The organism is Achromobacter sp. GW823-FHT04E03 (assembly GCF_058796095.1).
This window is the reverse complement of the sequence record NZ_JBXAIJ010000005.1, coordinates 12249-30153: the sequence shown is the minus strand read 5'-3', so window position 1 is coordinate 30153 and position 17905 is coordinate 12249. Positions and strand designations below refer to the sequence as shown.

At 66.2% G+C, this 17905-nt stretch carries 15 protein-coding genes; 9 read left to right on the top strand and 6 right to left on the bottom strand.

From position 1 onward, the window contains the following. Positions 1–8: 8 nt before the first annotated feature. The 3 genes from AC1RHV_RS27570 to AC1RHV_RS27560 are packed head-to-tail and all read right to left on the bottom strand — an operon-like array spanning position 9 to position 3045. A complete protein-coding gene (locus tag AC1RHV_RS27570) occupies positions 9–884 on the bottom strand; it encodes an ABC transporter ATP-binding protein (protein ID WP_054451542.1) in 876 nt (291 codons plus the stop codon). 4 nt (positions 885–888) lie between these two features. Beyond that, positions 889–1719, bottom strand: coding sequence for a nitrate ABC transporter permease (gene ntrB, locus AC1RHV_RS27565; protein ID WP_054451543.1), 831 nt, complete (start codon positions 1717–1719; stop codon positions 889–891). Positions 1720–1743: 24 nt separating this feature from the next. Further along, positions 1744–3045, bottom strand: coding sequence for a CmpA/NrtA family ABC transporter substrate-binding protein (locus tag AC1RHV_RS27560; protein ID WP_492302314.1), 1302 nt, complete (start codon positions 3043–3045; stop codon positions 1744–1746). A 367-nt stretch (positions 3046–3412) separates the two neighbouring features. On the opposite strand from AC1RHV_RS27560, the gene AC1RHV_RS27555 reads away from it, so the two are divergent. Beyond that, a complete protein-coding gene (locus AC1RHV_RS27555) occupies positions 3413–4024 on the top strand; it encodes an ANTAR domain-containing response regulator (protein WP_225588907.1) in 612 nt (203 codons plus the stop codon). A gap of 103 nt (positions 4025–4127) precedes the next feature. After that, a complete protein-coding gene (gene cysG, locus AC1RHV_RS27550; RefSeq protein ID WP_492302313.1) occupies positions 4128–5543 on the top strand; it encodes a siroheme synthase CysG in 1416 nt (471 codons plus the stop codon). A 70-nt stretch (positions 5544–5613) separates the two neighbouring features. Here cysG and upp read toward each other — a convergent pair whose 3' ends face one another. The 3 genes from upp to AC1RHV_RS27535 form a co-directional block, all read right to left on the bottom strand. Further along, positions 5614–6252 (bottom strand): uracil phosphoribosyltransferase, encoded by a 639-nt coding sequence (gene upp / locus AC1RHV_RS27545; RefSeq protein WP_054451547.1) that lies wholly within the window; start codon positions 6250–6252, stop codon positions 5614–5616. A 186-nt stretch (positions 6253–6438) separates the two neighbouring features. Next, on the bottom strand, positions 6439–7887 hold the full coding sequence (gene dacB, locus AC1RHV_RS27540; protein WP_192353372.1) for a D-alanyl-D-alanine carboxypeptidase/D-alanyl-D-alanine endopeptidase: 1449 nt from the start codon (positions 7885–7887) through the stop codon (positions 6439–6441). Positions 7888–8050: 163 nt separating this feature from the next. Beyond that, positions 8051–9208, bottom strand: a complete 1158-nt coding sequence (locus AC1RHV_RS27535) for an ABC transporter substrate-binding protein (protein ID WP_192492469.1) — start codon at positions 9206–9208, stop codon at positions 8051–8053. A gap of 235 nt (positions 9209–9443) precedes the next feature. Between AC1RHV_RS27535 and AC1RHV_RS27530 the strand changes: the two genes are divergently transcribed. From AC1RHV_RS27530 to AC1RHV_RS27500, 7 genes are all read left to right on the top strand, one after another. After that, the gene (locus AC1RHV_RS27530) at positions 9444–10259 is read left to right on the top strand and encodes an IclR family transcriptional regulator (protein WP_054451550.1); all 816 of its coding nucleotides are present in this window, start codon (positions 9444–9446) and stop codon (positions 10257–10259) included. A 134-nt stretch (positions 10260–10393) separates the two neighbouring features. After that, positions 10394–11452 carry a tRNA preQ1(34) S-adenosylmethionine ribosyltransferase-isomerase QueA gene (queA, locus tag AC1RHV_RS27525; RefSeq protein ID WP_054451551.1) on the top strand — a complete coding sequence of 353 codons (1059 nt, stop codon included), beginning with the start codon at positions 10394–10396 and terminating at the stop codon, positions 11450–11452. Then, entirely contained in the window at positions 11449–12585 is a 1137-nt protein-coding gene (tgt, locus tag AC1RHV_RS27520; RefSeq protein WP_054451552.1) for a tRNA guanosine(34) transglycosylase Tgt, read from the top strand. Before queA ends, tgt begins: the two co-directional genes overlap by 4 nt. Before the next feature lie 114 nt (positions 12586–12699). After that, positions 12700–13044 (top strand): preprotein translocase subunit YajC, encoded by a 345-nt coding sequence (gene yajC, locus AC1RHV_RS27515; protein WP_054451553.1) that lies wholly within the window; start codon positions 12700–12702, stop codon positions 13042–13044. A 111-nt stretch (positions 13045–13155) separates the two neighbouring features. Next, on the top strand, positions 13156–15036 hold the full coding sequence (secD, locus tag AC1RHV_RS27510; protein WP_054451554.1) for a protein translocase subunit SecD: 1881 nt from the start codon (positions 13156–13158) through the stop codon (positions 15034–15036). 53 nt (positions 15037–15089) lie between these two features. Further along, positions 15090–16025, top strand: coding sequence for a protein translocase subunit SecF (gene secF / locus AC1RHV_RS27505; RefSeq protein WP_054451555.1), 936 nt, complete (start codon positions 15090–15092; stop codon positions 16023–16025). A 225-nt stretch (positions 16026–16250) separates the two neighbouring features. Next, positions 16251–17465: a tyrosine-type recombinase/integrase gene (locus AC1RHV_RS27500; protein WP_192492467.1), complete on the top strand. Its 1215-nt coding sequence runs from the start codon at positions 16251–16253 to the stop codon at positions 17463–17465. Positions 17466–17905: the final 440 nt, after the last annotated feature.

Here is a 17905-nt window from a genome sequence, read left to right as displayed (position 1 = left end):
GGCGGTCCCTACGCGGCGGCGCGCGACGCCCCGGCCTCGGCCAGCGGCTGCGGGTCCGCATCCAGCGCCGCGTTGGCCTGGAGCGCCGCCTGCGAGCGCTCGGGATTGCCATGGCGGCGATGCAGGAAGTCGACCACCGCGGCCCGGCACGCCAGATAGGCCGCGTCATTGGCCAGCCGTACGCGGTCGCGCGGGCGGGACAAAGGCACAGGCAGGATTTCGCCGATGGTCGCGGCCGGGCCGTTGGTCAGCATCACGATGCGGTCGGACAACAGTACGGCTTCGTCGACGTCGTGCGTGACCATGACGGTGGTGGTGTGCGTCTTGGCGACGATCTTCAGCAATTCGTCCTGCAGGTGCGCACGGGTCAGCGCGTCGAGCGCGCCAAAGGGCTCGTCCATCAGCAGCACGCCCGGCTCGATCGCCAGCGCACGCGCGATGCCGACGCGCTGCTTCATGCCGCCGGAAATCTCGCGCGGCAGCTTGTTCTGCGCTGGCAGCAGGCCCACCAGGTCCAGCGCCGCGCGTGTGCGCTCGACCAGCTGCGGGCGCTTCTCCTGGCCGCCGAACACCCGCTCCACCGCCAGGTACACGTTCTGGAAGCAGCTCAGCCAGGGCAGCAGCGAATGGTTCTGGAACACCACGGCGCGGTCCGGGCCGGGGCCCGTGATCTCGCGCTCCGCGCACAGCAGCACGCCGCTGGTGGGGCGGGTCAGGCCGGCGATGAGATTGAGCAAGGTCGATTTGCCGCAACCGGAATGGCCGATCAGCGTAATGAACTCGCCCTGCTCCACGGTCAGGTCGATGTCGCGCAGTGCCACGAAAGCGCCCTTGCGGGTGTTGAACGTCTGGCCCACGCGCTCGATGCGTACGTATTTCTTCATGGCGCTATTCCTCGGTATAGGTGTAGCGGCGGGCCAGGGCGACCAGCAGGGTTTCCAGCAGCAGCCCGACGATGCCGATCACGAAAATGGCGATGACGATGTGCTCCACCTTCAGGTTGTTCCATTCGTCCCAAAGCCAGAAGCCGATGCCCGTGCCGCCGGTCAACATTTCCGCCGCCACGATCACCAGCCACGCGGTGCCGATCGACAGGCGCACGCCGGTCAGCATGTAGGGCAGCACGGCGGGCAGCAGCACCTTGGTGGTCACCTTCCATTCGGACAGGTTCAGCACCCGCGCCACGTTCAGGTAATCCTGCGGCACGCGCGCCACGCCGACCGCGGTGTTGATGATCATCGGCCAGATCGAACAGATGAAGATGGCCCAGATGGCGGCCGGGTTGGCCGCCTTGAACAGCAGCAGCCCCAGAGGCAGCCAGGCCAGCGGCGACACCGGCCGCAGCAGGCTGACGATGGGCGAGAACATTGCCCGCACCGCCGCATAGCGGCCGATGGCGAAACCCGCGGGGATGCCGACCAGCGCGGCCAGGCCGAAGCCCACCGCCACGCGCTGCAACGATGCCAGCAGGTTCCAGCCTATGCCTTTGTCATTGGGGCCGTTGTCGTAGAACGGATCGGAAAACAGCTCGACGGCGGCGCGCCAGGTCACGCCTGGCGTGGGAATCTCCGGTATCCGCATCGCCACCACCTGCCACACCAGCACAAACAGCGCGAAGCCCGCCACGGGCCCCACCACGGCCCGCAACGCGGATTCCAGGCGCTCGCGCCAGAGGGCGAGGAGTTCATCGCCGCGGCTCATACTCGTTGCGTCAGACATTGCATGCCCCTTTCGTATCGGCGCTCAGGCCTTGACCTTGAATCCGTCGGCGTAGGCGGCAGGGTTGCTGCCGTCCCAGACCACGCCGTCGATGAGTTTCGAACTGCGCATCTCGCTGGCCGGCAACGCCGCGCCAGCGGCCTGCGCGGCCTGCTTGTAGAGGTCTATCCGGTTGATCTGTTTCGCCATCGCCAGATAATCGGGATGCTCCTTCAGCAACCCCCAGCGCTTGTGCTGCGTCAGGAACCACATGCCGTCGCTCAGGTACGGGAAATTGGCGGCGCCGTCGGCGTAGAAGCGCATGGCGTGCTCGTCCGTCCAGCTTTTCCCCAGCCCATCGTCATAGCGGCCCAGCATGCGATCGACGATGCCGCTCGCGTCCGTGTTGACATAGGACTTGGCCGCGATGGTCTCGGCGGTTTTCTGGCGGTTGGCGGGCGAGGCGTCGATCCATTTGCTGGCCTCCAGGATGGCGGCCGTGACTGCGCGCGCGGTGTTCGGGTGGCGCGACACGAAGTCCGCGCTCGTGCCCAGCACCTTTTCGGGATGGTCGGTCCAGATGCCCTGCGAAGTGACGGCGGTGTAGCCGATCTTGTCCAGGATGGCGCGCGCCCCCCAGGGTTCGCCCACGCAGTAGCCGTCCATGTTGCCCACGCGCATGTTGGCGACCATCTGCGGCGGCGGCACGGTGATGACCTTGGCGTCCTTCATGGGATGGATGCCGTAGGTCGCCAGCCAGTAGTAAAGCCACATCGCGTGCGTGCCGGTGGGAAAGGTCTGCGCAAACGTGTACTCGCGCTTGTCGGACGCCATCAGCTTGGCCAGCGATTCGCCGTCGCGCACACCCGCCGCCAGCAGCTTGTTCGACAGCGTGATGGCCTGGCCGTTCTGGTTCAGGCTCATCAGCACGGCCATGCCCTTCTTCGGCCCGCCTATGCCCAGGTGCACGCCGTAGACCAGGCCGTACAGCACGTGGGCCATGTCCAGCTCGCCGTTCATGAGCTTGTCGCGCACGGCAGCCCAGGACGCTTCCTTGGACGGCGTGATCGTCACGCCGTGCTTCTTGTCCAGGCCCAGCACCGAAGCCATCACGACCGAGGCGCAGTCGGTCAGCGGAATGAAGCCGATCTTGACCTCGGTCTTCTCGGGCGCGTCGGTGCCGGCGGCCCAGGCGCCGGCACGCACCAGCGGATCGACCAGCGACAGCAGGCTGGCGCCGGCCACCGCGCGCGCCGTGCCGCAAAGCCATTTACGGCGTGCGGCGTTGGCGCTGAGATCCCCGGCCGCGGCGGCTTCTGTGGAGGGGCTACGGGTCGATGGCGTCATGCATGGCTCCTGGCAAAAAAAAACGTCCCGCGCGCCCCGGATTCCCATCCGGTGGCGCTGCGGAACGTCGTTGTCCCTTGCCGCAGGTCGCGGCGCGTTGCGTCGGGCAACCTTCGTTGGCCGCCCGCTTTCACTGAAGCAAACGCTGTGCCAGAAAGAAAAAAACATGGCCTGAAAGGCCGCCAGCCCGCGCCCCCGCTGAGGCTGCCTCGCCAATCGGCGCGCGCTCCGCGTTGACGGAAAACAGGGTGCGACCCAACTTGGTGCACCTCCGGTTGCGGCAGTGCACCATCCGCGTGCGGAGTGCGCTCCGCGGCTGTGCGCGACTGGCGGCCCGCGCGGCGCAACACGATGGCATGGAACTTGCATGACTGAAAGCATCAGGGGGAATCTCATGCTCAAGGTCATGCTGCTCAACGATGGCGAGGGACGCGCGGCGTCGCTGCGGCAAACGCTGGCCGCAGCGGGCGTACATGTCGTGGCCGAAATGGCGCCGGACATGGATCTGGCCGCCGCCATCGCCCAAGCTGCACCCGATGTGGTGTTGATAGACAGCGACGCCCCCGGCCGCGACACGCTGGAGAACGTATGCGTGGCCAGCGAACACAGCGACCGCCCGGTCGTGATGTTCACCGACAACGGCAATCGCGAAACCATACGCAGCGCCTTGCGCGCAGGCGTCGCGGCCTACGTGGTCGGCGACGTGCCTGCCGGACGCATCGAGCCGCTGCTGACGGTGGCGATCGAGCGCTTCGCCATGGAGAAGTCGCGGCGCGAAGAACTGCGCGAAGCGCAATTGCGCCTGGCCGACCGCCAATGGGTGGAAAAGGCCAAGGGCATCCTGATGAAGGCGCGGGCGATTTCCGAGGATGAGGCCCACGGCCTGTTGCGCCAGCGCGCCATGCAAAGCCAGAAGCGGCTGGGCGAAGTCGCGCGGGAGGTCGTGGAAATGAGCGCGTGGCTGGGCAAGGCCACTTAATAAGCTTTGGTTATATGGAACAAAGAAATCAAAAGTTGTGGGGATGAAGCCCCCTTCCTATGATCCAACGACACTATGCCGGGTACGCCCGAGGCTGGCATTCATGAAGCTTTTCCCGATTTTTGCCGATTTGAAAGACAGGCTGGTCCTGGTGGTGGGCGGCGGCGCCGTCGCCGAACGCAAGACGCTGTCCCTGCTGGAAGCCTCCGCCGACGTGCTGGTGGGAGCGCCGGAACTGACGCCCACCCTGGCCGCGCTGGCCGCCGAAGGCCGCATCCGCCATTTGTCCGGCCGATTCGATCCCGCCTGGCTCGACGAAGTCTGGCTGGCGGTCGCCGCCACCGACGACCGCGAGACCAACGCCGCCGTCTCGGAGGCTGCCGGCGCCCGGCGCATCTTCAGCAACGTGGTGGACGATCCTGAGCTGTCGTCCTTCCAGGTGCCCTCCATCGTCGACCGCTCGCCCGTGATCGTCGCCATTTCCTCGTCCGGCGTGGCGCCGGTGCTGGCGCGGCGCATCCGGGAACGCATCGAATCGCTGTTCGACCATACCCTGGGCCAGTTGGCCGGACTGGCCGCCAGCTACCGCAAGCGCATCCGCGCCAGCCATCCCGACCTGGGCGCGCGCCGCCGCTTCTACGACTGGCTGCTGGACGGCCCGGTGGCCGGCTTGCTGCGCCAGCAGCAGCCGGCCCAGGCCGAAGCCGCGTTGGCGGGGGCCTTGGAGGCGCCGCGAACGCCCGACGCCGGCAGCGTAGTGCTGGTGGGCGCCGGCCCCGGCGACCCCGGCCTGCTGACGCTGAAGGCATTGCGCGCGCTGAACGAGGCCGACGTCGTCCTGCACGACCGTCTGGTCAGCGCCGACGTCATGTCGCTGGCGCGCCGCGACGCCGAGCGCGTATCGGTCGGCAAGCTGCCCGGCGAAGACCATAACGCCACCCAGGCCCGCATCCACAGGCTGATGGTCGAGCACGCGCGCGCCGGCCGCCGCGTGGTGCGGCTCAAGGGCGGCGACGCCTTCATCTTCGGCCGGGGCGGAGAGGAACTGGAATACCTGCGCGCGCACGGCGTGCGTTATGAAGTGGTGCCCGGCATCACCGCCGCGCTGGCCTGTGCGGCCTATGCCGGCATCCCGCTGACGCACCGGGAACACGCCCAGTCCGTCCGCCTGGTCACCGCGCATTGCCGCGAAGACGAGGACAACCTGGATTGGCCTGCCCTGGCCCGTGAAAAGCAAACCCTGGCTTTCTACATGGGCGTGGGGCAACTGGATCTGCTGACCGGCCGCCTGCTGGCCCACGGCCGTTCGCCCGACACGCCGTTCGCGCTGATCGAGAACGGCAGCCGGCCCGAGCAACGCGTGCTCTCGGGCACGCTGGAACAGCTGCCGGCCCTGGCCGCCGAACACGCGATCCGCTCACCCGCGCTCTTGATCGTGGGCGAAGTGGCGGGATTGGCTTCGCAATTGCAGTGGTTCGGCCAGCACCTGGACGGACGCCTGGAGCGTCTGGCAGCCTGAGGGGCCGGGGGCCCAATGCAAAACGCCAGCCTGCGGGCTGGCGTTTTTGTTCGTGGCCGTACCCCGGCCGCTATTCCGTCTTCTGCGTGGTGCCGAAGATGCGGTCGCCGGCGTCGCCCAGGCCAGGCATGATGTAGCCGTGTTCATTCAGGCCGTCGTCGATCGACGCGGTGTAGATGTGCACGTCGGGGTGCTTGGCCAGCACGGTATCGATGCCCACGGGCGCGGCGACCAGCACCAGGGCGCGGATTTCCTTGCAGCCCGCGCGCTTGAGCAGGTCAATCGCGGCGACCATCGAGCCGCCGGTGGCCAGCATCGGGTCGACGATCAGCGCCAGGCGCTGGTCCAGTTCGCCCACCAGGCGTTCCAGGTAGGTATGCGCTTCCAGCGTTTCTTCATTGCGGGCCACGCCCACCACGCTGACCTTGGCGCCTGGAATCAGGCTGAGCACGCCGTCCAGCATGCCGATGCCGGCGCGCAGGATGGGCACCACGGTGACTTTCTTGCCTGCGATCTTTTCGACTTGCACCGAACCGCACCAACCTTCGACGGTGGCCGGCGCCAGCGGCAGGTCCTTGGACGCTTCATAAGTGAGCAGCGCGCCCACTTCCTGGGACAGCTCACGGAAGCTCTTGGTGCTGAGGTCGGCGCGGCGCATGATCCCGAGCTTGTGGCGGATCAGCGGATGGCGGATTTCGTGCACGGGCATGTGCGTAACTCTCCAGAGTATTGATAGACAGGGTATTCGCCTCAGGCGGAACCATGACGGCGCGGCGCGCTTTGCATCGCCCAGCCGTCGAGCCACATTTGAGGATCGTAATCGGTTTGGAAGGGAATTGTTATTGACCGCCCGCAGGATGATCCGAAGATACTCGCCGGCGAGGCGGAGGCATGTTTATTGTTCAGTGAGCCAGGCGATCAGGGCGTCGTCGAAGGCCCGCACGGCGCCCGCCTGTTCATGGTTGACGATGCTGACCACCACATAGCGCTTGCCGCTGGCGCCCAGCACGTAGCCCGCGATGGAACGCACGTCGCGCAGCGAGCCTGTCTTCAGGTGGGCCATGCCCGCCGTGCCGTCGCCCTTGAGGCGACGACGTACCGTGCCATCCACTCCCGCGATTGCAAAGGATGAAATGTACTCGGGCATGACCGGCGAGTTCCAGGCCACGGTCAGCATCGACGCCAGGCTGTCGGCCGACACCCGCGCGTCGCGCGACAGGCCGGCGCCGTTGTCGATGACCAGCTCGGGCATGTCCAGGCCCTGCCTGGCCAGCAGCCCCTTGGCCACGGCTTCGCTGCTGGAGACCGTGGCGGGCCGGCGGCCGCGCTCGGCGCCCAAGGTCAGCAGCAAGGTGCGCGCCATGACGTTGTTGCTGCGCTTGTTGATCTGGCGGATCGCCTCGGCCAGCGTGGGCGAATCATGCGAGGCCAGCACCACCGCGTCGGGCGGCACCATGCCGGAACGGACCTGGCCCTTGAACGTGCCGCCCAGCTCCTTCCAGAGCATGCGGAACACTTCGGTGGCGTACTCGGGCTGGGACAGCGCCAGGCGATACAGGCTGAATTCGCCGCAGGAGCCGGCCACCTTGCCGTTCACGCGGATGGTCACGCCCTGCTGGGTGATCACCGGCTCGGTCGTCACCACCGGGGGGCCCGGGCACCGGGCATCGCTCCATTCGACGCGGCCCTCGATCTTCAGGCCCGGCAGCGGCGGATCGATCAGTGGCACCCATTTATTGGCGGCGGGGTCCGGCGTGAAGAGCAGCCGCATCGCGCCAAAACCCACCATCAGGGCGTCCGGACTGGCGTTGTAGGCCCGGTCCGGGGCGCCGTCGAAGGCACCCGGGTCGGTCGCGACCTGGCCGAAGATGCTGCGGTCGATGACCAGGTCATTGATCTGCTTGACGCCGCGCAGGCGCAGTTCGCGCAGCAGCACCCACAGGTCCTGCAGCAGGAATTGCGGATCGCCGCCAGCCCGCAGGTACAGCGGGCCGCTCAGCACACCCTTGGCGTCGGGACGCGCGCCCGGCGCCGTCATGAATTCGGTGCGCCAGACGTAGTTGGGCCCCAGCTCGGACAACGCGGCCCAGGTCGTGACCAGCTTCATCACCGAGGCGGGATTGCGCGACTCCTTGGCGTTCAGCGCCACCAGGCGCGGCCCGCCCACCTCCTGCACCACCAGGGACAGGGAACTGTCGGGCAGCTTGCTGGCTTTCCAGGCGTTCACCACGTTGGGCGGCAGGCCGGGCACCTGCGCCCAGGCCGCGCCCGCCACCGCGGCCAGCAGCCCGCCGGCCAGCCATCGCTTCAGCCCGCCCCTACGCTTATACGCTTGTCCCGTCATGCCACGCCCACCCGGTTGCTCGTCCTGCAAAACCGAGAGCATACAAAACCTGGACGAATTGCGGCGTGGGAGGCCCTCCCACCGTCAGCCCCGAACAAGCAAAAAAGGCCTCTTGAGGACGCGGCAGATACATATTGCATGCGCAACGCCGGGGCCTTCCTCCTTATTTCTGCAGCCTCCACTTGCCGGAAGCCACGGTCGCCATCACCAGCGCCCGCTCATCCAACCCGTTGTGGTCGGTGGGACTCATGTTGACCACGCCGGTCGCGGTGGGCAGGTTCTTGACGTTCTCCAGCGCATCGCGCAGCGCCGCCCTGAATTCGGGCGTGCCGGGCTTCGCGGTCTTCAGTGCCACCGGGATGGCCTGCTGCAGCAAGAGGCCGACGTCCCAGGTATAGGCGGCGAACAGGGACACGCTGCCCGCGCCGTTGGCCGCTTCATACTTCTTGGCGAAGGCCTGGGCGGCGGACTTGACGGGGTTGGTATCCGGCAGCAGGTCGGCCACCATCACCGGTCCCACCGGCACCCAGGCGCCCTCGCAGGCATCGCCGCAGACCCGCAGGAAGTCGTTGTTGGCCACGCCGTGGTTGAAATAGATCTTGCCCTTGTAGCCGCGTTCGCGCAGCGCCCGCGCCGGCATCGCGGCGGGCGTGCCGGAGGCGCCGACCACCACGGCGTCAGGCGCCGCGCCGATCACCTTCAGGGTCTGGGCCACGGCGGACGTGTCGGTGGGCGCGAAGGCTTCCTTGCCCACCACCTCGATGCCATGCTTCTTGGCCGCCTTCTCGATTTCCACCCAGAAGGTTTCGCCCAGCGCGTTGTTGAAACCGATGAAGGCCAGCTTCTTCACGCCGTTGGCCGCCGCATGCCGCGCGATGCCCTCGGCCATCAGCGAATCGGAGTGCGGAGTCTTGAACACCCAGCGGCGCTTGTCGTCCATGGGCTCGATCAGCCGCGCCGACGAGGCCAGCGTAATCACCGGCGTGGCGCCGCTGGCCACGGTGTCCAGCATGGCCATGGTGTTGGGCGTGGTGGTGGACCCGACGATCAGGTCCACCTTGTTCTCCGAGATCAGCTTGTGGGAATTGCTGACGGCGCGAGTGGTGTCGGAAGCGTCGTCCAGCACCACGTACTCGACCTTGACGCCCCCGATCTCGGTGGGCAGCAGGCTGATCGTGTTGCGTTCGGGGATGCCCAGCGAGGCCTGGGGACCGGTGGTGGACAGGGTGGCGCCGATTTTCACCTGGGCCAGCGCGGGCGCGGCACCCGCTGCCAGCAGGGCGGCCAGCGCGGCGGCCATGAGGGTACGACGAGGGGTCATGCGGAGTCTCCTTGGATACGCGGATGTCTTATGCTTTGCGCCGATCCGCTACGGCGTGGAACTCTGTTTATACGGCGGGGAACCCGGCTGGCGGGCGCCTCGGTGGCCCGCTGCGGGTTTGTCCGAACGGCCTCGCAGCGCGGCGCGGCTGCGTTCTTGCTGGTCTCCACGTTGCCAGTGACTGGCAAGCGCTGTATTTTTTAGTGATACACGTATTCTAATAAGAGACAAACTCATGTCAACAGATAGCAGCACGGGGATCCAATCAGCCGAAATCGCCCTGGACGTGCTGACGCGGCTGGCCGAATTGGGCGGCGCCCTGTCCGTGTCCGAGCTCGGCCGCAGCCTGGACATGCCGCGCGCCAAGGTGCACCGTTACCTGGTGTCGCTGGAGCGGCGCGGCTATGTGGAGCAGGACGCGGCCAGCGCCCGCTACCGGCTGGGCCCGCAGGCGCTGCACACCGGACTGGCGGCGCTGGCCGAAGTGGATTTCGTGAAGCTGGCGGCCGGCAGCCTGGACGGCCTGAGCGCCGCCATCGGCCAGACCGTGTTCATCTCGGTCTGGGGCCAGCACGGTCCCACCATCGTGCAATGGCGCGACGCGCGGCTGCCGGTGACCGTCAACGTGCGGGTGGGCTCGGTGCTGCCGCTGCTCAACAGCGCCACCGGCCGGGTCTTCGCCGCGTGGCTGCCCGAAGCCCTGGCCCTGCCGCGGGCGCTGTCCGAATGGGAGGCGCTGCAGGCGCATGATCCCGAGGCCGCCCGCAAGCTGGATGCGACTGAACCGCCCGCCGATCTCGCCGCCGCGCTGCGCCGCCAGTGGCAGGCGACCCGCAAGCGAGGCTACGCCAGCGTCAGCGGTCACCTGCTGCACGGCATCAATTCGGCCTCGGTGCCGGTGCTGGATGCCCAGGGTCATCTGGCCGGCGCCATCACCAGCCTGGGACTGCACGGGGGATTCGACCTGTCGGCCGACGGCGAACCTGTGCGGGCGCTGACGGCGGCGGCCGCGGATTGCTCGCGCCGGCTGGGCTGGAGCCCGGCGCGCTGAACCCAGCCGGGAGGCCCATCCGTCCCCAGGACCGGCAGCCCGATCTTGCGGGCGCTTTACAATACAGGGTTGCCCCGGGCCTGCCTGGCCCGTTTCCGCCCTCTTTTTGCCGCCCTTGCCGGACGGATAGCCGCGTGTCCCAGCCCCTCACCGTCGCCGATTTCAATTACGAACTGCCGCCCGAGCTCATCGCCCAGGCGCCCGCCGCCGAACGCACCGGCAGCCGCCTGCTGCACCTGGACGGCGCGGGCCAGCTGCACGACCGGCAGTTCGCCGACCTGGCCTCGCTGCTGCGCCCGCAAGACCTGCTTATCTTCAACGACACCCGCGTCATCAAGGCGCGGCTGAACGGCCACAAGATCACCGGCGGCAAGATCGAGGTGCTGGTCGAACGCATCACCGAACCCGACCGCGTCCTGGCCCATGTGCGCGCCAGCAAGTCGCCCGGTCCGGGCATGGTGCTGCGCCTGGCCGACGCCTTCGAAGCCACCGTGCTGGGCCGCGAAGGCGAACTCTTCGACATCCGCTTCCCAGGCCCCGTGCTGGACCTGCTGGACGCGCACGGCGCCACCCCGCTGCCGCCCTACATCACGCACGAAGCCGACACCGGCGACGACGAGCGCTACCAAACGGTCTACGCCCGCGAGCCCGGCGCCGTGGCCGCGCCCACCGCCGGCCTGCATTTCGACCAACCCACGCTGGACCGCCTGGCCGCGATGGGCGTGGAACGCGCCTTCGTCACGCTGCACGTGGGCGCGGGCACCTTCCAGCCGGTGCGCGTGGACAACCTGGCCGACCACGTCATGCACGCCGAATGGTTCACCGTGCCGCAAGCCACGGTCGACGCGATCGCCGCCGCCCGCAGCCGCGGCGGCCGGGTCATCGCCGTCGGCACCACCAGCGTACGCGCCCTGGAATCCGCCGCCGCCCAGACCGAAGGGCGCACCGCCCCCGGCCTGCCGCTGGCCGCCGCCCAGGGCGATACCCGCCTCTTCATCACCCCCGGTTACCGGTACCGCGTCATCGACGCCCTGGTCACCAACTTCCACCTGCCCCAGTCGACCCTGCTGATGCTGGTGTCGGCGCTGGCCGGCGTAGAACCGATACGCCGCGCCTACGCCCACGCCGTTGCCGAGCGCTACCGCTTCTTCAGCTATGGCGACGCCATGTTTATCGAGTCCCCCGCCCCATGACCGGACTGAATTTCGAACTGCTCGCCACCGACGGCGGCGCCCGCCGCGGCCGCATCACGCTGAACCACGGCGTGGTCGAGACGCCCATCTTCATGCCTGTGGGCACCTATGGCAGCGTCAAGGCCATGATGCCGCACGAACTGAAAGAGATCGGCTCGCAGATCGTGCTGGGCAACACTTTCCACCTGTGGCTGCGCCCGGGCACGGAAATCATGGAAAAGCATGGCGGCCTGCATGGCTTCATGCAGTGGGACAAGCCCATCCTGACCGATTCCGGCGGCTTCCAGGTGTTCAGCCTGCAAGGCATGCGCAAGATCACCGAGGAAGGCGTCAAGTTCGCGTCCCCGATCGACGGCGCGCGGCTGTTCCTGACGCCGGAAGAATCCATGCGCATCCAGCGCTCGCTGAATTCCGACATCGTCATGGTGTTCGACGAGTGCACGCCCTATGAAATCGACGGCCGCCCCGCCACCGTCGAAGAGGCCGCCCGCTCCATGCGCATGTCGCTGCGCTGGGCGCGCCGCTCACGCGAGGAGTTCGACCGCCTGCAGAACCCCAACGCCCTGTTCGGCATCGTCCAGGGCGGCATGTACGAAGCCCTGCGCGACGAATCCCTGGCCGGGCTGCAGGAGATCGGCTTCCACGGGTACGCCATCGGCGGCCTGTCGGTCGGCGAGCCCAAGGAAGACATGATGCGCATCCTGGCGCATGTCACGCCCAAGCTGCCGGCCCAGGCGCCGCGCTACCTGATGGGCGTGGGCACGCCGGAAGACCTGGTCGAAGGCGTGAGCCGCGGCGTCGACATGTTCGACTGCGTCATGCCGACCCGCAACGCCCGCAATGGCTGGTTGTTCACGCGCTTTGGCGACGTCAAGATCCGCAACGCCAAGTACCGCGACGACACCCGACCGCTGGACCCCAGCTGCAGCTGCCATACCTGCGCGAATTTCTCGCGGGCCTACCTGCACCACCTGCAGCGCGCCAACGAAATCACCGGGGCGCGCCTGAACACCCTGCACAACCTGCATTTCTATCTGACCATCATGAAGGAAATGCGCGAAGCCATAGCCGAAGGCCGCTTCGACGCCTGGCGCGCGCAGTTCGCGGCAGACCGGGCGCGGGGGGTGGATTAGAATTTCAGGACCTATATACAATAGTCGGCTTGCCCTATCCATGGCTCGCGCGGGGATGGGCGCAGAAAAACACTAGATACAAACACCCAAACAGACTAAACGCAGGAGAATTCAATGTCCGTTATCGATACCGCCAGCCTCGTCGTGGCTCAGGCCGCCGCCCCCGAGGGTAACGCGCTGATGGGCATGCTGCCCATCATCCTGATGTTCGTGATCCTCTACTTCCTGATGATCCGTCCCCAGATGAAGCGCCAGAAGGAACACCGCAACCTGATCGCCGCCCTGGCCAAGGGCGACGAAGTGGTCACCGCCGGCGGCATGCTCGGCAAGGTCACCAAGGTCAACGACAGCTACGTCACCGTCGAAGTCTCCGAACTGGCCGACAAGCCGGTCGAAGTGATCATGCAGAAGTCCTCGGTCTCGACCGTGCTGCCCAAGGGAACCATCAAGGCCCTGTAAGCGTCCCACAGGAGCCCCCATCGGGCTCCTGTTGCTTGATGGCCCTGTCGCCGCCCGCCGCGCTTGCCGCCCGGGCGGCCCTTTCATCACTTTTACATGAAGTAGCCGGCAATGAACCGCTATCCCCTTTGGAAGTACATTACGGTCCTGGTCGCGGTCATCATCGGCCTGCTGTACACGCTTCCCAACTTCTACGGCGAATCCCCGGCCGTCCAGGTTTCCAGCGCCAAGGCCACGATCAAGGTCGATCCCGCCATGCTGAGCCGGGTCGAACAGATCCTGACCGACGCCAAGATCCCCAATGAAGGGGTCTATTACGAACAGAACGGCACGCTCGGCACCGTGCGCGCCCGCTTCACGTCGACCGACCTGCAGCTGCAGGCGCGCGACCTGATCGACAAATCCCTCAACACCGTCGCCGGCGACCCCCACTACACGGTCGCGCTGAACCTGCTGCCCGCTTCGCCCGCCTGGATGCGCGCGCTGGGCTGGTTCGCGCCCAAGCCGATGTACCTGGGCCTGGACCTGCGCGGCGGCGTGCACTTCCTGCTGCAAGTGGACATGCAGGGCGCCCTGACCGCCCGCTACGACTCCCTGGCCGCCGACGTGCGCTCCGTGCTGCGCGACCAGAAGGTCAACGTGGCCGGCGTCGAACGCTCGGGCATGGCCATTGCCGCCACCTTCGCCAATACGGATGACCGCGACCGCGCCATTTCCACGCTGCGCAGCCGCCTGCCCGACCTGGAATTCACCGAGCGCATGGAAAACGGCAAGCCGCTGCTGATGGCTGCGCTGAACCCGGCCGCCGTCACCCGCGTGCAGGATTCCGCGCTCAAGCAGAACATCAACACGCTGCACAACCGGATCAACGAACTGGGCGTGGCCGAACCGGTCATCCAGCAGCAAGGCGCCGACCGCATCGTGGTACAGCTGCCCGGCGTGCAGGACGTGGCCAAGGCCAAGGAACTGCTGGGCCGCACCGCCACGCTGGAAATCCGCATGGTCGACGACTCCCCCGCCGCGCAGGCCGCGTTGCTAGGCGGCAGCGTGCCTTTCGGCCTTGAACGCTACAACGACCGCGACGGCCGTCCCATCCTGGTCCGCCGCCAGGTCATCCTGACCGGTGAAAACCTGCAGGACGCCCAGCCCGGCCGCGACTCGCAGACCCAGCAGGCCGCCGTCCACCTGACCCTGGACTCCAAGGGCGCCCGCATTTTCCGCGACGTCACCCGCGACAACATCGGCAAGCGCATGGCCATCCTGTTGTTCGAAAACGGCAAGGGCGAAGTGGTCACGGCCCCGGTCATCCGCGGCGAAATCGCCGGCGGCCAGGTGCAGATCTCGGGCAGCATGAGCTCCGAAGAGGCCGCCGACACCGCGCTGCTGCTGCGCGCCGGCGCCCTGGCTGCGCCCATGTCCATCATCGAGGAACGCACCATCGGCCCGAGCCTGGGCGCGGACAACATCGCCAAGGGCTTCTACTCGACGCTGTACGGCTTCCTGGCCATCGCTGCCTTCATCATCCTGTACTACCACCTGTTCGGCGTGTTCTCCACGATCGGCCTGACCATGAACGTGCTGCTGCTGCTGGCGCTGCTGTCCATGCTGCAGGCCACGCTGACCCTGCCGGGCATCGCGGCAATCGCGCTGACGCTGGGCATGGCCATCGACTCGAACGTGCTGATCAACGAGCGGATACGCGAGGAACTGCGCGCAGGCGCAAGTCCGCAGCAAGCCATCCATCACGGCTTCGAACGCGCCTGGGGCACCATTCTCGACTCGAACCTCACCACGCTGATCGTGGGCCTGGCGCTGCTGGCCTTCGGTTCCGGCCCGATCCGGGGCTTCGCCGTGGTGCACGTGCTGGGCATCCTGACCTCGATGTTCTCGTCGGTGGTGGGTGTGCGCGCGCTGGCCAACCTCTGGTACGGCCGCAAGAAGAAGCTCACGTCGATCTCCATCGGTGAAGTCTGGAAACCGAAGACCAACTGAACATGAGCGCGGGCGGCCCGGCCGCCCGCCACAGATAAAGCCTAAGGCGAAAAATGGAATTTTTCCGTATTCACCGCACCATCCCGTTCATGCGCCACGCGCTGGTGCTGAACATCATCAGCCTCGTCACATTCCTGGCGGCTGTTTTCTTCATCGTCACGCGCGGCTTCCACCTGTCGATCGAATTCACCGGCGGCACGGTCATGGAAGTCAACTACGCCCAGACGGCGCAGCTTGAAAACGTGCGCGGCGTGGTCTCCAAGCTGGGCTACACCGACTTCCAGGTGCAGAACTTCGGCACCTCGCACGACGTCATGATCCGCCTGCCGTTGCAGGAAGGCCAGACCTCGGCCACGCAGAGCGAAACCGTCATGGCCGCGCTGAAGACCGCCGACTCCGGCGTCGAACTGCGCCGCGTCGAGTTCGTGGGCCCGCAGGTGGGCCAGGAGCTGCTGCACAACGGCCTGATGGCCCTGCTGGTCGTGGTCATCGGCATCATGGTCTACCTGGGCTTCCGCTTCGAATGGAAGTTCGCCGTCGCCGGCGTGATCGCCAACCTGCACGACGTGGTGATCATCCTGGGCTTCTTCGCCTTCTTCCAGTGGGAATTTTCGCTGTCGGTGCTGGCGGGCGTGCTGGCGGTGCTGGGCTACTCCGTGAACGAATCCGTGGTCATCATGGACCGGATCCGCGAGAACTTCCGCAAGTACCGCAAGGCGGACGTGCATGAAGTCATCAACAGCGCCATCACGCAGACCATCTCCCGGACCATCATCACCCACGGTTCCACGCAGATGATGGTGCTGGCCATGCTGTTCTTCGGCGGCCCCACCCTGCACTACTTCGCCATGGCCCTGACCATCGGCATCTGGTTCGGCATCTACTCGTCGGTGTTCGTAGCCGCGGCCCTGGCCATGTGGCTGGGCGTCAAGCGCGAAGACCTGGTCAAGCCGGTCAAGAAGGAAGGCGAGGAAGGCGAAGCCGCCTGATCCGTTTCCGCTTGAAGACAAACCCGCCGCAATCACGGCGGGTTTTTTATTTCACGATGACATCCACACCGTCCTCCGCTGCACTTTGCTCAAACCCGATATAGCAGGTTTATCAATCACTTAGGCGAGTTCAGCATATGACGGTGCTTTCTCAACCCTGACCCGGTTCTCTCTCTGGTGGCCCCTGGCTGGCTCTTGGAATCCGGGTCTTTCCGAGGAGTCATCGTGGCCAAGATCAAATTGACCAAGAGCGCGGTGGATGCCGCGCAAGCCCAGGCGCAGGCCGTCGAGTTGCGCGATACGCTGGTGCCCGGTTTCTTGTGCAAGGTTACCCCAGCCGGGCGCAAGGTGTTCATGCTCCAGTACCGCACCAACGCGGGCGAGCGCCGCAAACCGGCCCTGGGGCAGTATGGCGAACTGACCGTCGAGCAGGCCCGTTCGCTCGCGCAGGAGTGGCTGGCCCAGGTTCGCCGGGGTGGCGACCCCGCCGCCGACAAGGCGGCCGCTCGCAAGGCCCCCACGGTCAGCGAACTGTGCAAGAAGTTCATGGAGGACTACTCCAAGCTGCGCAACAAGCCCAGCACGCAGCGGGGCTACCTGGGGAACATCAACCGCAACATCATCCCGATGTTGGGCCGCATCAAGGTGCAGGACGTCAAACGCGCGGATATCGCGGCCATGATGAAGAAAATGGCCTATAAGCCCGCCGAGGCCAATCGCACGTTCGGCGTCATGCACAAGATGTTCAACATGGCCGAAGTCTGGGGCTACCGGCCCGACGGCACCAATCCGTGCCGCCATGTGCCGATGTACCCCAATGGCAAATCCACCCACCTCATCAGCGACGAGGACATGGGCAAGCTGTTCCGGCACCTGGCGACCATCGAGGCCGAAGGGCTGGAGAACTACGTCATTCCCCTGGCGATCCGTTTGCAGTTCGAGTTTGCCGCCCGCCGCTCGGAAATCATTACCCTGCAATGGGATTGGGTCGATCTGGAAAACCGCCGCGTGGTCTGGCCTGACAGCAAAACGGGCGGTATGTCCAAACCCATGAGCGAGGAGGCGTACCGGCTGCTTTCGACCCCGCCCAGGCGGGAAGGTTGTCCCTACGTCCTGCCGTCGCCCATGCACGAAGGCCAGCATCTGACCGAGGGCGAATACTACGGTGGCTGGTGCCGGGCGTTGAAGGCCGCTGGTGCCGTTCACGTGGGCACCCACGGCATTCGGCATCGCTCCGCGACCGACATTGCCAATTCGGGCATTCCGATCAAGGTGGGCATGGCGTTGACGGCGCACAAGACCGTGGCGATGTTCATGCGCTACGTGCATACCGAAGATGATCCGGTTCGCCAGGCCGCCGAGGTCGTGGCTTTGCGGCGCAAATCGGTGGTTCAGGGCAAATCTCCCCGTTACCACGAAGACCGGGCGGCGACCGGCTGATGACTATTGCTGAACCCGGGTTTGCCTTGATTTCCCTGGGTTTGGCCAGTTATCCCCAGAATCGGCGTTCTCTTATAACTAAGTTAAGAATTTAAGTTAATAAGTTACGGAGGATGCCGACCCGCATGAATACTGGCTCTGCGGCCGATTTTGTTGCCTGATAGCACGATAGTTCGTTGCCTGACAGCACGATACCGGAGTTGCCTGATAGCACGAGTCTATTCACAGTATATCCACAGGGTTATGCACAGGCCGTGTGGACAGCTTTCCGATCCAGTCCGATCCCTTGATATGGGCAGACAGGCCGCATCCCCAGGCAATTTTCAGCAGAAATTCCCGCTCAATCCCACCGGCTGCGCCCTGGCGCGCTGAGGCGGGTTGTGTGTCGGCGTGTGCGCCGCGACCCTGGCAGGTAGTCCTGCAACCGGAGTCCAGGGCGG

Excerpts from the sequence above, each read along its gene's own strand:
- AC1RHV_RS27570 (WP_054451542.1), bottom strand. The coding sequence starts at position 884 with ATGAAGAAATACGTACGCATCGAGCGCGTGGGCCAGACGTTCAACACC.
- ntrB (WP_054451543.1), bottom strand. The coding sequence starts at position 1,719 with ATGTCTGACGCAACGAGTATGAGCCGCGGCGATGAACTCCTCGCCCTC.
- AC1RHV_RS27560 (WP_492302314.1), bottom strand. The coding sequence starts at position 3,045 with ATGACGCCATCGACCCGTAGCCCCTCCACAGAAGCCGCCGCGGCCGGG.
- AC1RHV_RS27555 (WP_225588907.1), top strand. The coding sequence starts at position 3,413 with ATGACTGAAAGCATCAGGGGGAATCTCATGCTCAAGGTCATGCTGCTC.
- cysG (WP_492302313.1), top strand. The coding sequence starts at position 4,128 with ATGAAGCTTTTCCCGATTTTTGCCGATTTGAAAGACAGGCTGGTCCTG.
- upp (WP_054451547.1), bottom strand. The coding sequence starts at position 6,252 with ATGCCCGTGCACGAAATCCGCCATCCGCTGATCCGCCACAAGCTCGGG.
- dacB (WP_192353372.1), bottom strand. The coding sequence starts at position 7,887 with ATGACGGGACAAGCGTATAAGCGTAGGGGCGGGCTGAAGCGATGGCTG.
- AC1RHV_RS27535 (WP_192492469.1), bottom strand. The coding sequence starts at position 9,208 with ATGACCCCTCGTCGTACCCTCATGGCCGCCGCGCTGGCCGCCCTGCTG.
- AC1RHV_RS27530 (WP_054451550.1), top strand. The coding sequence starts at position 9,444 with ATGTCAACAGATAGCAGCACGGGGATCCAATCAGCCGAAATCGCCCTG.
- tgt (WP_054451552.1), top strand. The coding sequence starts at position 11,449 with ATGACCGGACTGAATTTCGAACTGCTCGCCACCGACGGCGGCGCCCGC.
- yajC (WP_054451553.1), top strand. The coding sequence starts at position 12,700 with ATGTCCGTTATCGATACCGCCAGCCTCGTCGTGGCTCAGGCCGCCGCC.
- secD (WP_054451554.1), top strand. The coding sequence starts at position 13,156 with ATGAACCGCTATCCCCTTTGGAAGTACATTACGGTCCTGGTCGCGGTC.
- secF (WP_054451555.1), top strand. The coding sequence starts at position 15,090 with ATGGAATTTTTCCGTATTCACCGCACCATCCCGTTCATGCGCCACGCG.